Source organism: Pseudomonas sp. LBUM1657 (genome assembly GCF_059716075.1).
The window spans coordinates 2,251,016-2,264,293 of the sequence record NZ_CP166799.1 but is presented as its reverse complement, the minus strand read 5'-3'; the positions used below and the strand labels follow the sequence as shown (position 1 = coordinate 2,264,293).

The 13,278-nt window shown below is 60.7% G+C and carries 11 protein-coding genes; 6 read left to right on the top strand and 5 right to left on the bottom strand.

From position 1 onward, the window contains the following. Positions 1-133 precede the first annotated feature (133 nt). From ACA055_RS10370 to glnT, 5 genes are all read right to left on the bottom strand, one after another. A complete protein-coding gene (locus tag ACA055_RS10370) occupies positions 134-1,459 on the bottom strand; it encodes an ammonium transporter (RefSeq protein ID WP_497683518.1) in 1,326 nt (441 codons plus the stop codon). Positions 1,460-1,597: 138 nt separating this feature from the next. Continuing rightward, complete coding sequence (locus ACA055_RS10365; RefSeq protein WP_497683517.1) at positions 1,598-2,926, bottom strand: FMN-binding glutamate synthase family protein; 1,329 nt, start codon at positions 2,924-2,926, stop codon at positions 1,598-1,600. A gap of 20 nt (positions 2,927-2,946) precedes the next feature. Next, a complete protein-coding gene (locus ACA055_RS10360) occupies positions 2,947-3,630 on the bottom strand; it encodes a protein glxC (RefSeq protein WP_497683516.1) in 684 nt (227 codons plus the stop codon). 11 nt (positions 3,631-3,641) lie between these two features. Continuing rightward, complete coding sequence (locus ACA055_RS10355; protein ID WP_497683515.1) at positions 3,642-4,547, bottom strand: class II glutamine amidotransferase; 906 nt, start codon at positions 4,545-4,547, stop codon at positions 3,642-3,644. Positions 4,548-4,619: 72 nt separating this feature from the next. Next, positions 4,620-5,954: a type III glutamate--ammonia ligase gene (glnT, locus tag ACA055_RS10350; RefSeq protein WP_497683514.1), complete on the bottom strand. Its 1,335-nt coding sequence runs from the start codon at positions 5,952-5,954 to the stop codon at positions 4,620-4,622. 276 nt (positions 5,955-6,230) lie between these two features. On the opposite strand from glnT, the gene ACA055_RS10345 reads away from it, so the two are divergent. From ACA055_RS10345 to ACA055_RS10320, 6 genes are all read left to right on the top strand, one after another. After that, the gene (locus ACA055_RS10345; RefSeq protein ID WP_109755155.1) at positions 6,231-6,836 is read left to right on the top strand and encodes a helix-turn-helix domain-containing protein; all 606 of its coding nucleotides are present in this window, start codon (positions 6,231-6,233) and stop codon (positions 6,834-6,836) included. Positions 6,837-7,076: 240 nt separating this feature from the next. Further along, positions 7,077-7,943 (top strand): formyltetrahydrofolate deformylase, encoded by an 867-nt coding sequence (purU, locus tag ACA055_RS10340; RefSeq protein WP_497683513.1) that lies wholly within the window; start codon positions 7,077-7,079, stop codon positions 7,941-7,943. Further along, a complete protein-coding gene (gene folD / locus ACA055_RS10335) occupies positions 7,940-8,845 on the top strand; it encodes a bifunctional methylenetetrahydrofolate dehydrogenase/methenyltetrahydrofolate cyclohydrolase FolD (protein ID WP_497683512.1) in 906 nt (301 codons plus the stop codon). The genes purU and folD overlap by 4 nt, the downstream gene beginning before the upstream one ends. Continuing rightward, positions 8,827-10,068 (top strand): FAD-dependent oxidoreductase, encoded by a 1,242-nt coding sequence (locus tag ACA055_RS10330; RefSeq protein WP_497683511.1) that lies wholly within the window; start codon positions 8,827-8,829, stop codon positions 10,066-10,068. The genes folD and ACA055_RS10330 overlap by 19 nt, the downstream gene beginning before the upstream one ends. 13 nt (positions 10,069-10,081) lie before the next feature. After that, on the top strand, positions 10,082-10,384 hold the full coding sequence (locus ACA055_RS10325) for a sarcosine oxidase subunit delta (RefSeq protein WP_497683510.1): 303 nt from the start codon (positions 10,082-10,084) through the stop codon (positions 10,382-10,384). Continuing rightward, complete coding sequence (locus ACA055_RS10320; RefSeq protein WP_497683509.1) at positions 10,381-13,278, top strand: FAD-dependent oxidoreductase; 2,898 nt, start codon at positions 10,381-10,383, stop codon at positions 13,276-13,278. Before ACA055_RS10325 ends, ACA055_RS10320 begins: the two co-directional genes overlap by 4 nt.

Sequence of the window (13,278 nt, the reverse complement as noted above, 5' to 3'; positions counted from 1 at the left end):
GTCATCGTAGGCAAGCCAGCTCCCACAGTTGACCGGTATACATCCACAAAATCCCGCCATCGCGAAAAACCCGGTCAGCAGCAACGACAGGGTTTTGCGCGAGTTCAAGACAGGTATCGATCAACCGTCAGGATCAGTGGTTGTAGGCACGCTCGTTGTGCTCGGCCAGATCCAGCCCCATGTCTTCGACCGACTCATCGGCACGCAAGCCAACCAGGGCGTTGACCACTTTGAGAATGATCCAGCTGATGACGAAGCAATAGACCGTCGTCAGCAGCACACCCTTGATTTGCGCCACGACCTGGGCACCCATGGTCACGCCTTCCACCAGGCCGCCCAGGGACGGGACGCAAAACACACCAGTCAACACCGCACCGATCATCCCGCCGATGCCATGCAAACCGAACACGTCGAGGCTGTCGTCATAGCCGAAGCGGCGCTTGAGCACAGTGACGCTCAAGTAGCAGAACACCCCGCACAACAGGCCGATGGCCAGTGCGCCACCGACGCCCACATACGCGCACGCCGGCGTGATCCCCACCAAACCGGCCAAGGCACCGCTGGCGAGACCCAAAGCACTCGGTTTGCCGACCTTGAACCACTCGGTGAACATCCAGCCGAGGATACCGGCGCACGCGCCCAGTTGAGTGTTGAGCATGACGATGCCGGAGGTGCCGCTGAGTCCGCCACCGGAACCGATGTTGAAGCCGAACCAGCCGACCCACAGCATCGCCGCACCGGCCATGGTCAGGCTCAGGTTGTGGGCTGGCATCGGCGTATTCTGGTAGCCCTTGCGCTTGCCGAGAATCAGGCACGCGGCCAGCGCGGCGACACCGGCATTGATATGCACGGCGGTGCCACCGGCGAAATCGAGGACGCCCCAGTTATGCATCAAGGCACCCGAACCACCCCAGACCATGTGCGCCACCGGGGCATACACCAGGGTGAACCACAGGGCCATGAACAGCAGCGCCGCCGAAAACTTCATGCGCTCGGCGAACGCCCCGGCGATCAGCGCCGGAGTGATGATGGCGAAGGTCATCTGGAAGGTCACGAACACCCCTTCCGGAATGTCGCCGACCAGGCTGTCGGGGGTCATGCCGGCCAGAAAAGCCCTGTTCAAACCGCCGACAAAACTGTTGAACGTCACCTGCCCCTCGACCATGCCGGTGCTGTCGACCACCATGCTGTAGCCATAAATGACCCACAGCACACCGACCAGGCCGGCGATGCCGAAGCATTGGGTAAACAGCGACAGCATGTTTTTCGCCCGTACCAGACCGCCGTAAAACAGCGCGAGGCCTGGCAGGCACATGAACAACACCAGCACTGCCGCCGTGATCATCCAAGCGGTGCTGCCAGTGTTCAAGGTGGGTGCATCGGCCGCCTGCGCAAGCGGCACGAGCGTACCGGCCACCAATAAGCCAAGAAGGGATTTGCCGAGAAGACGATTGACCATGTTCAAAGCTCCTGCAAAAAAATGGTAGATGTCTGGCAGTGAGCAACTGTGATTTCCTGGGCCTCTTGGCGGACCCGTCAATCTGATCGTTCTGATGGTTCCCACGCATGCGTGGGAACCATCGTCATCAGTCCCTTTTCAGTAACCGGAACCGGAGCCCGGAATCCAACTGGTCCCCGCCAGCGGCACCCGCGCCATGGCCGCCGACTCCACCGTCAATGCCACCAGATCCTCGGGATCAAGGTTGTGCAGGTGCGACTTGCCGCACGCACGGGCCATGGTCTGGGCTTCCAGCACCAGCACCCGCAGGTAGTTGGCCAGACGTCGCCCGCCTTCCACCGGATCGAGGCGCTTGGACAGCTCCGGGTCCTGGGTGGTAATCCCGGCCGGGTCGCGGCCGTTCTGCCAGTCATCATAGAAACCGGCAGCCGAGCCGATTTTTTTCAGTTCCTCGTCCAGACGTGGATGGTTATCGCCCAGTGCAATCAGCGCCGCCGTACCGATGGCCACCGCATCCGCACCCAGCGCCATCGCCTTGGCGACGTCGGCTCCGTTGCGAATCCCTCCGGAAACGATCAACTGAACCTTGCGATGCATGCCCATCTCTTGCAAAGCCTGTACCGCTTGGGGAATGGCCGACAAAATTGGAATCCCGACGTGTTCGATGAACACTTCCTGAGTCGCTGCGGTACCGCCTTGCATGCCGTCGAGCACAATCACGTCAGCCCCGGCTTTTACCGCCAACTTGACGTCGTAGTACGGCCGGCTCGCGCCAATCTTCACGTAGATAGGCTTTTCCCAGTCGGTGATTTCCCGCAGCTCGGCAATCTTGATCGCCAGGTCATCCGGGCCAGTCCAGTCCGGATGACGGCAGGCGCTGCGCTGGTCGACACCGATCGGCAAGGTACGCATACCCGCCACCCGCTCGGTGACTTTCATCCCCAGCAGCATGCCGCCGCCACCGGGTTTGGCGCCCTGCCCCAAGACGATCTCGATGGCGTCAGCCTTGCGCAAGTCGTCCGGATTCATGCCGTAGCGGGACGGCAAATACTGATAGACCAAATGCTGCGACTGGCCGCGCTCTTCCGGGGTCATTCCACCGTCGCCGGTGGTGGTGCTGGTGCCGGCGATGGTCGCACCGCGGCCCAAGGCTTCCTTGGCATTGGCCGACAACGCACCGAAACTCATGCCGGCGATGGTCACGGGGATCTTCAGGTGAATCGGTTTCTTGGCAAAGCGATTGCCGAGGATCACATCGGTGCCGCACTTCTCCCGATAGCCTTCCAGCGGGTAGCGCGAAACGCTGGCGCCGAGGAGTAGCAAGTCATCGAAATGCGGCAGCTTGCGCTTGGTGCCACCACCGCGAATGTCATAGATGCCGGTTTCGGCGGCACGCTGGATTTCCTGGATGGTCAGGCGGTCGAAGGTGGCCGACTCGCGCAGCACCGGAGGGGTTTTGTCAGTCATATCTATTCTCCTCGCGCGGATCAGTACGCGGACGCGTTATCGACTTTGAAGTTGTACAACTGACGGGCAGAGCCGTAGCGCTTGAAGTCAGCCGCCTTGTGCTCGAAACCGGCACGGTTGAGCAACACTTGCAGTTCTTCCAGGTGCTCGGCGCGCATCTCTTTCTCGATGCAATCGGAGCCCAGGGATTCGACGGTGCCTTTCACATAGATGTGGGTCTCGTACAACGAATCACCCAAGGCATCACCAGCATCGCCACACACCACCAGACGCCCGGCCTGGCCCATGAAGCAGCTCATGTGGCCGATGCTGCCACCGACCACGATGTCGATACCCTTCATGGAAATCCCGCAACGGGCCCCGGCATCGCCTTCAATCACCAGCAAGCCACCATGGGCCGTGGCACCGGCCGCCTGGGAAGCGCTGCCCTTGACGCGGACGTAGCCGGACATCATGTTTTCAGCGCAACCGACGCCGACGTTGCCGTGGACGGTGATCGAGGCCTTCTGATTCATGCCCGCGCAGTAATAACCGGCGTGGCCCTGGATATCGATGGACACGGCTTCATTCACGCCAACGGCGAGGTTGTGCTTGCCGTTCGAATGAGTGACTACCCACTCGCGGTCTTCAACGTTGTTCACCTGGTCGTGCAGCGCCTGGTTGAGTTCACGCACGGTGGCAATGGAAAGATCGATAGTTTTCATGTGTGCGTTCCTTAAGCTGACTCGCGTTCCCAGATGTACATGGTGGCCGGTGCCGGCTCCCAGACCTTGGCGTGTTCAATGCCCGGCAGGCTCGACAACGCCTGGTATTCGGAGGCCATGGCGACGTAGTCGTCGGTCTCGGCGAGGATCGCCGGCTTGCAGGCGATCGGATCGCGGATCACCGCAAAACCGTTGCGGGTGCCAATGGCGAAGGTGAAGAAACCGTCCAGATCTTCCAGCGAGTGATCCAGCGCCTCTTTCAGCGAGTCGCCCTGTTGCAGACGCCAGGTCAGGTAGCCGGCGGCCACTTCGGTGTCGTTGTCAGTCTCGAAATGGATGCCTTCACGCTTGAGTTCCTGACGCAGGCGGAAGTGGTTGGACAGCGAACCGTTGTGCACCAGGCACAGGTCGGCGCCGGTGGAAAACGGGTGACTGCCTTCCATGGTCACCGCACTTTCAGTGGCCATTCGGGTGTGGCCGATGATGTGGCTGCCCTTCATGCCGGCGAGGCCGAAACGTTGGGAAATTTCCTGGGGCAAGCCCATGCCCTTGAGAATTTCGATGCTCTGGCCGGCGCTCATGATGCGGATGCTCGGCGCCAATTCGGCGAGGGCCAGACGTACCGGCGCCTCTTCAGCATGGATCTTGAGCACGGCGGCGCTGGCGTTCTGGAACCAGTCCAGCGAACAGCCGAGACGCCCTTCCAGCTCGCCCATCAGGGTTTTCCAGTCGAAGCCTTCGGTGGTCGCCTGCAAGGTCAGCTTGACCCAGCCGTCCGCCACTTCATCGCCGTAAATGGCAAAGCCGGCACTGTCCGGGCCACGGTCAGTCATGGCCTGCAACATGGGTTCGAACAGCTTGCCGAGCTGGGATTCCAGCTGCGGATTTTTCAGGTAAAGACCTACGATTCCACACATATCAAGTCTCCTTCGGAGGCAGTGAACGCCCGACGCCGTGCCGGGTGCCCGAATGGTTGTCAAAGTGCACAGTCAGAAAAATTCGGTGTAACGCTGAATCTCCCAATCGGAGACGTGGCGGCTGTATTCCACCCACTCCATGCGCTTGAGTTTGATGAACTCGCCCACGATCTGCGGGCCCAGCACCTCGGCGAACAGCGGGTCGGCCTCCAGCGCATCGCAGGCTTCCTTGAGCGATTGCGGCAGGGTCTTGATGCCCCGCGCGGCAATCTGCTCCAGGCTCAAGCTGTAGAGGTTTTCGTTGCAGACGTGGTCGATTTCCAGCTGACGGTCGATGCCGTCCAGGCCGGCAGCGATGATCGCGGCGCTCACCAGATAGGGATTGCAACCGGCGTCTGGCAGGCGAAATTCCAGACGACCGTAAGGCACCCGCACCATGGCCGAACGGTTGTTGGCGCCGAAGGCAATAAAGGCCGGCGCCCAGGTCGCACCGGACAACGAGTTGCCCACCACCAGACGCTTGTAGGAGTTGACCGTCGGCGCGGCGAACGCACAGAGCGCCGGGCCGTGGGCGAGCAGGCCGGCGGCGAAGTGATAGGCCAGTTTCGACAGGCCCATGCCGCTCGGGTCGCTGACATCATGGAACAGGTTCTTGTTGTCGGCACTGCTGATCGACAGGTGAAAGTGCATGCCGTTGCCGGCGCGTTTCGGGTCAGGCTTGGGCATGAACGAACAGATCATGCCCAGATCATTGGCGATCTCGCCGGCGGCCATGCGGAAGAACGTGAAGCGATCCGCCGAGGTCATGGCGTCGCTGTAGGTGTAGTTGATCTCGAACTGGCCGTTGGCGTCCTCGTGGTCGATTTGGTAGACCTCGAAATCCACCGCCTGCAAGGCTTCGGTCAGCCGTTCAAGGAACACTCGGGAACGCGACAGGCCCTTATAGTCGTAGCAAGGCTTGTCCAGGTTGTCGCTGGGGTCGACCAATTGCAGCTTGCCCTGCACATCACGCCGCATCAGGTTGAACTCGGGTTCCAGACCTGTGTTGAGAGTCCAACCTTTCTCCTCCAGGCGCCGCACCTGCTGTTGCAGCACATAACGACTGTCATAGGGATGCGGCTTGCCATCGACATGGCCGATGCACACCACCCGTCCATAACCCGGTTGCCAAGGCACCGGCGTCAGGGTGGACAAATCGCCGCGGGCCATGAAGTCCGGGCCGTGAGGTTCCATGCCCATGCCGCTGATCGCGAAACCGGCGAACCCAGCCCCCTCCTCGGCGACTGCCTTGAGCCCACAGATCGGCACCGACTTGGTTTTGGCCGCACCGTGAATATCCACAAATTGCGCAAGCACGTACTTGATCCCGTGCTTGTCGATAATGCGCTGGGTTTCTGCTGGCAACATTGCTCGTCACTCCTCGCGAAAGGCAAAACATTCTGGATTGGCCTTGACCGTCTTTTTATTCCTAAAAAGAAAGTTAGTTTCCCAATAGGAATGCAAGCCCCTTGCCAGATTCGCGAGTGGAACGCCGATACGCCGTAAATGGCGCTTTTGTACTGTATATATGGGAAAATTCTTTTCCCCGTGGGAATACTGCCCGATGGATGCGGACCGAACGCCGCGATTTGCACTTTCTCAGTGCGAAACTAATATTACTGAACGGAAAGTGTGCAGGATCTGATGACTATGCCGACCGAAACCGCCCCGCGCCTCAAGCTTGAGCAATACCTGGGTTTGCAGATCAAGCGCCAACGCCAGGCGCAGGACCTGAAATTGTCGGACGTGGCCAAGATTGCCGATATCAGCCAGGGCATGTTGAGTAAGATCGAAAACGCCCAGGTCTCCACCAGCCTCGATACCTTGAGCCGGCTATGCGACGTGCTTGGCTTGCCACTGTCCAAGCTGTTCAGCGAATACGACCAGCAAGACGGCAGCGCGCTGCTGGTCAAGGCCGATCAGGGCATGGAAGTCGTTCGCCGAGGAACCGAGAAAGGACACACCTACCATTTGCTCAATCACACCCGCGGGCCGAAGAAGAGTTTCGAGGCTTACATGGTGAGCATGGATGATGCGAGTGAGGAGTTTCCGACTTTCTCCCACCCCGGCACCGAATTCCTGCACTTGCTGGAAGGTGAACTGATCTATCGCCACGGCAATCAGCTGTACCGTATGGAGGCTGGTGACAGCTTGACCTTCGAAGGCGAAATCCCGCATGGGCCTGAGCAACTGGTGCAGGTGCCGATTCGTCTGCTGTCGATCATGAATTACGGCAACGACAAAGAATAACGTCCCCTTTTCCCCCCGCTTTGCCCGCCTTGAGGCCGACCCACGTCGGCCTCAAGCATTTTCCTGCCAGTTAAAAAACTTTCACAAAACCCCTAGACGCCACGCCCCCACTTCCCCTATAAAGCCACAAGCAGGAATAATTTATTCCCCACAAGAAAATGCGCTCATGGATGAGCCCGCTGTCTGCTGACATTTTTTTCGCTATGCGATGAGCTGCCGCCATCATCCCGAGGACGTGTCATGCAACACGAAAAAAACCATTTCATCATCAAGATCACCTGTCCCGCGGTGTCCGGCATTGTCGCCGCGGTCACCACTTACCTGGCGGACAACGGTTGCTACATCGGGGAGATGGCGCAATTCGATGACGACTTCAGCGGCCGCTTTTTCATGCGCGCAGTATTCCGCTTCAACGACGGTCACCCAGGCGACCTGCAACAGATCAAGGACGGTTTCACCGACGTCGCCCAAGCATTCGACATGACCTGGGAGTTGCACGACACCCGTGAGCCGATGCGCGTGCTGCTGATGGTCAGCAAGTTCGATCACTGCCTGACCGACCTGCTCTACCGCTACCACAAGGGCGAGATGGACATGACCATCACCGCCATCGTCTCCAACCACCTCGACTTGCGGCCCATGGCCGAACGTGAGGGCATTCGCTTCATCTACTTACCGGTGACGAAGGAAACGAAGGCCCGGCAGGAAGCCGAGCTGATGAAGATCGTCGACGACACCGGCACCGAACTGGTGGTGCTGGCGCGCTACATGCAAATCCTCTCTGACGACCTGTGCAAGCAACTCTCGGGGCGCGCGATCAACATTCACCATTCGTTCCTGCCCGGCTTCAAGGGTGCAAAACCCTATCACCAGGCCTACCAGCGCGGGGTGAAATTGATCGGTGCCACCGCCCATTACGTCACCAGCGACCTCGACGAGGGACCGATCATCGAGCAGGAAGTACAGCGCGTCGATCACGTCTACCTACCCGACGACCTGGTGGCCACCGGACGTGACACCGAAACCGTGGCCCTGTCCAAGGCGGTCAAGTACCACTTGGAACACCGGGTCTTTCTCAACCAGGACCGAACGGTGATTTTCCGGTGAATACGCCCCGACTGATTGACGGCAAAGCCGCTGCCGCCCGCGTACTGGAGCAGGTCCGCAAAGACGTGGACAGCCTGCGCGAGCGAGACATTCAACCGGCACTGGCGGTGATTTTGGTGGGCAGCGATCCGGCCAGCCAGGTCTACGTGCGCAACAAGATCCTGCGCGCCGAAGACGTCGGCATCCGTTCTCTGGAATACCAGCGATCCACGGACACCAGCACCGAACAACTGCTGAACCTGATCGCCACGCTTAATGCGGATCGCACAATTAACGGCATTCTCCTGCAACTGCCGCTACCGTCGCATATCGACGAACTGCGTGCGCTTCAGGCCATCGCCCCGGACAAGGACGTGGATGGTTTCCACAGTGAAAACGTTGGCGGTCTCAGTCAGGGCCGCGCCGTGCTTGCGCCCTGCACGCCCAGCGGCTGCCTGTATTTGCTGGAGCAAACCTGCGGCGATCTGCGCGGCAAGCACGCCGTGGTGATCGGCCGTTCGAACATCGTCGGCAAACCCATGGCGGCGCTGCTGCTGCAAGCCGATTGTTCGGTGACTGTGCTGCATTCGCGTAGCCCGGATCCGCAAGCCCTGTGTCGTCAGGCAGACATCGTCATCGCCGCTGTCGGCCGTCCAAGGCTGATCGACGCCAGTTGGCTCAAGCCGGGCGCCGTGGTGATCGACGTCGGTATCAACCGCATCGAGGACGATGGCCGCAGCCGTCTGGTGGGCGACGTCGACTTCGACAGCGCCCTGACCCAGGTCGCGGCAATCACCCCGGTTCCCGGTGGTGTCGGCCCGATGACCATTGCCTTTCTGATGAAAAACACCGTGACCGCGGCCCTTGCGCAACACCAGGCCCTACGCAGCCAATCGGAGGCCGTATGCCATTCAATCTATTGAAATACGGGCTGAGTTCGGAATACCCGGTAGAAGTAGATTTGCCGCCACCAAAGGAACTCAAGTCGAGCTATGACGTGGTGATCATCGGTGCCGGCGGTCATGGCTTGGCCACCGCCTATTACTTGGCCAAGTACCACGGCATCACCAATATCGCGGTGCTGGAGAAGTCCTATCTGGGCGGCGGCAATACCGCGCGCAACACCGCGGTGATTCGCTCCAACTACCTGACCAGCGAAGGCGTGCGTTTTTATGCCGAGTCGGTGCGGATGTTCCAGGCGCTGTCCAACGAGTTCGATTTCAACATCATGTATTCCAAGCGCGGCCAACTGACCCTGGCTCACACCGATGCCACGGTGCGTTCGTTCCGTCAGCGCGCCGAGGTCAACAAACACTTCGGTGGCCGTACCGAGATGATCGACCGCCAGCAGATCCACGAGCTGGTGCCCAGCCTCAACCTCGACCCCGGCCACTTACCGGTCATCGCCGGGCTCTGGCATATCGACGGCGCCACCGCGCGCCATGACGCGGTGGCCTGGGGTTACGCCAAACAAGCCGCCAAGCGCGGCGTGGAAATCCACCAGCTCACCGAAGTCCAGGACCTGATCATCGAGAATGGCGCCATTACTGCCGTCAAAACCAATCGCGGCACCATCAAATGCGGCTGCGCGGTGCAGGCGATTGCCGGGCACAGTTCCTTGCTGATGGCCAAGGCCGGGATCCGCTCACCGATCCAGACCTTCCCGTTGCAAGCGATGGTCACCCAGCCGTTCAAACCGTTTCTTGATCCGCTGGTGAGCTCCTCCGCCCTGCACTGCTACGTGCAGCAAACCAGCCGTGGCGAAGTGGTGTTCGGTGGTGGCTCCGACCCCTATCCGCTGTTCAACACTCGTTCCACACTCGACTTGAAGGAAAGCCTGCTGGCTCACGCCATCGAGATGTTCCCGTTCCTGGCCAACGCCAAACTGATGCGCCAATGGGCCGGCATTACCGACATGACCCCGGACTACAGCCCGATCATGGGCCTGTCGCCAGTGAAGAATTACTACCTCGACGCTGGCTGGGGAACCTGGGGCTTCAAGGCCACGCCTATCTGCGGCAAGACCATGGCCGAACTGGTCGCCAGCGGCGGCAAAGTGCCGGAGCTGATCAAACCCTTTGGCCTGGAGCGCTTCTCGACCTTCCAGCAAGTCAACGAAATGGGCGCCACAGCGGCCAGCCACTGACGGAGAGCGGACTATGAAAATCATGAATTGCCCGCTCAACGGGCCGCGCAATATCAGCGAGTTCACCTATGGCGGTGAATTCAAACCCATGCCCGACCCACTGACGTGCAGCGACGGCGAATGGGCCGACTACGTGTTCAACACCGAGAACCTCGCCGGCGTCGTGCGCGAATGGTGGATGCACACGCCCTCCAGCTACTGGTTTCTGGCGGAGCGGCACACCGTCACCGACGAAATCCTCCGTACCTTCGATCCCAAAGAGATCTTCAGCACCCGTGTCGAATTCAACGCCGCCGCCAAGGAGATCGCAGGATGAACCGCCTACCCGCCCCCATGGGCCTGCTGATCGACCGTGATCAGCCGCTGGATTTCAGTTTCGATGGCGACCGCTATCAGGGCTTGCAGGGCGACAGCATCGCCAGCGCCCTGTTGGCCAACGGGCGTTTCCTGATCTCCCGCTCGTTCAAATACCATCGCCCGCGCGGCCCGCTGACCATGGCCGGCCAGGACGCCAACAGCCTGGTGCAACTGCCCGAAGAACCCAATGTGCTGGCCGACGCTCACGCGCTGTCCGCCGGTTTGCAGGTCACTGCGCAGAACGTCAACGGCTCGCTGGACAACGACCGCGATGCCTACCTGGGCAAGTTCTCCAAATTCATGCCCGTGGGTTTCTATTACCGTTCGTTCTACAAGCCCAAGGGCATGTGGAAAGTCTGGGAACCGATCATTCGCAAAAAGGCCGGCCTCGGTGTGCTCGACCTGACCTTTCGACCCGAGTACTACGACAAGGCCTATCTGTTCACCGACGTTGCGGTGATCGGCGGCGGCCCCGCCGGGCTGCACGCGGCGCTGACGGCGGCCAACGCGGGGGCGAAGGTTCTACTCATTGAGCAGCAGCCGATTCTCGGTGGTTCGCTGACTTATGCCCGCTTCGATATCGAAGGCAAAAGAGCGCAATCCCTACGCCGCGAACTGCTCGCGGCTGTGCAACAGCATGCCAACATCCAGATCCTGACCGAAGCCACCTGCAACGCCTGGTTCACCGACAATTACCTGCCAGTGATTCAGGGCAAACGGATGTACAAAGTGCGCGCTCGCCAGTGCCTGGCGTGCAGCGGCGCCTTCGACCAGCCGGTGGTCTTTCGCAACAACGACCTGCCGGGCGTGATGCTGACCAGTGCCGCGCAACGACTGATGAAGCTGTACGCGGTCAAGCCGGGTAAGCGCGCCGTGGTGCTGACCGGCAACGATGACGGTTACCTCGCCGCCCTGGATCTACATGATCAAGGGGTGGAAGTGGCCGCGTTGGTGGACTTGCGTAACGCGCCCGGCAATACCGCCCTGCTGGGTGCCTTGGCGCAACGCAAGATTCGTTGTCTGAGCAACAGCACTGTGTACGAAGCCCTGCACGAAAAGGGTATGCGTCATGTCACCGGCGTCGACGTGCGCAAGATCACGGCACAAGGTCAGGTCGCCGAGAGTGGGCTACAGCTGGATTGCGATTTGCTGTGCATGTCCGCCGGTTACATGCCGGTCTATCAACTGCTGTGCCAGGCCGGCGGCAAACTGGCCTATGACGACCAGCGTGCGGAGTTCACCCTTAGTGGCCTGCCGAAGAATCTCGCGGTCGCAGGCTCGGTCAATGGTCGTCACAGCCTGGACAACGTGATTGCCGACGGCGTGAATGCCGGTGCCGACGCCGCGTTCGCGCTGGGCCTGACGGTGGGCACCCAACGCTCGCCGTTTCGCAGCGAGGCTCGGGTCAACTTCAATTGGCCGATCTTTCCTCACCCCAAAGGCAAGGACTTCGTCGACTTCGACGAGGACCTGCAAGTGGCCGACATCGTCAACGCGACCAAAATCGGCTATCGCGACGTGCAACTGGTCAAGCGCTATTCGACCGTGGGCATGGGCCCGTCCCAAGGCCGTCACTCGGCGCTGCCGACCGCACGGCTGGTGGCTTGGGCGACCCAGCGCAACATCAGCGAAACCGGTGTGACGACGGCGCGACCACCGTTTGTGGCCGAGAAGCTGGCGCACGTCGCCGGGCGCGCGTTCGACCCGTACCGGCAAACGCCGATGCATGCCCGACACCTGCAAGCGGGCGCGAAGATGATGCCCGCCGGCATCTGGCAACGCCCGGCCTACTACGGCAGCGCCACGGATCGCGAGGCATGCATGCAGGCCGAAGCCCTGCACGTGCGCAACAAGGTCGGCCTCATCGACGTTTCGACGTTGGGCGGCCTGGATGTGCGCGGCCCGGACGCCGCCGAACTGCTCAACCGGATGTACACCTTTGCCTTCCTCAAGCAGCCGATCGGCCGCTCCCGGTATGCGCTGATGACCAACGAGCACGGGGTGGTGATCGACGACGGAGTTTGTGCACGTTTCGCCGAGAACCATTTCTACGTCACCGCCACCACCAGCGGTGTCGACCGGATCTATCAGCAGATGCTCAAGTGGAACGCGCAATGGCGTCTGGACGTGGATGTCGCCAACGTCACCGCGGCCATTTGCGCGGTCAATGTCGCCGGGCCCGATTCGCGCAAGGTGCTGGAACTGGTCTGCACCGATCTGGATCTGAGCGCCGACGCCTTCCCTTATCTGGGCGTGCGTCAGGGCACGGTCGCAGGCATCAAGGCGCGCTTGCTGCGGGTCGGTTTTGTCGGCGAACTGGGCTATGAAATCCACGTCCCGGCGCGCCACGGCCTCAAGCTCTGGGACGCCCTGATGGACGCTGGCAAGGCGCATGACATCCGCCCCTTCGGCGTAGAAACCCAGCGCCTGCTACGCCTGGAAAAAGGCCACGTGATCATCAGTCAGGACACCGACGGCATGACCCACCCGGCGGAAATCGACATGGGCTGGGCGGTCAGTCGCAACAAACCGTTCTTCGTCGGCCGGCGCTCAGTGGACATCCTTGAAGCCCAGCCGCTGAAACGCAAACTGGTGGGCTTCACCCTGCCCAGGAACGGCCCGCAACCACTGGAAGGACATCTGGTGCTGAACGGCCCGGACATCAGCGGCAGCGTCACTTCCTGCGAATATTCCTCCACCCTCGGCAAGGTCATCGGCCTGGCCTACGCCGGCATCAACCAGAGCACTGCGGGGCAACGGATTCCGATCCGCGTCGAAGGTGGCATCGTGGTCCAGGCCGAGGTTGTGCAGTTGCCCTTCTTCGATCCCGATAATCAACGCCAGGAGCTTTAA

What these genes read in the sequence shown, in the direction of transcription:
- ACA055_RS10355 (WP_497683515.1), bottom strand. Translation starts at nt 4,547, where the DNA reads ATGTGTGGAATCGTAGGTCTTTACCTGAAAAATCCGCAGCTGGAATCC.
- ACA055_RS10370 (WP_497683518.1), bottom strand. Translation starts at nt 1,459, where the DNA reads ATGGTCAATCGTCTTCTCGGCAAATCCCTTCTTGGCTTATTGGTGGCC.
- ACA055_RS10320 (WP_497683509.1), top strand. Translation starts at nt 10,381, where the DNA reads ATGAACCGCCTACCCGCCCCCATGGGCCTGCTGATCGACCGTGATCAG.
- ACA055_RS10360 (WP_497683516.1), bottom strand. Translation starts at nt 3,630, where the DNA reads ATGAAAACTATCGATCTTTCCATTGCCACCGTGCGTGAACTCAACCAG.
- glnT (WP_497683514.1), bottom strand. Translation starts at nt 5,954, where the DNA reads ATGTTGCCAGCAGAAACCCAGCGCATTATCGACAAGCACGGGATCAAG.
- ACA055_RS10365 (WP_497683517.1), bottom strand. Translation starts at nt 2,926, where the DNA reads ATGACTGACAAAACCCCTCCGGTGCTGCGCGAGTCGGCCACCTTCGAC.
- purU (WP_497683513.1), top strand. Translation starts at nt 7,077, where the DNA reads ATGCAACACGAAAAAAACCATTTCATCATCAAGATCACCTGTCCCGCG.
- ACA055_RS10325 (WP_497683510.1), top strand. Translation starts at nt 10,082, where the DNA reads ATGAAAATCATGAATTGCCCGCTCAACGGGCCGCGCAATATCAGCGAG.
- ACA055_RS10330 (WP_497683511.1), top strand. Translation starts at nt 8,827, where the DNA reads ATGCCATTCAATCTATTGAAATACGGGCTGAGTTCGGAATACCCGGTA.
- ACA055_RS10345 (WP_109755155.1), top strand. Translation starts at nt 6,231, where the DNA reads ATGACTATGCCGACCGAAACCGCCCCGCGCCTCAAGCTTGAGCAATAC.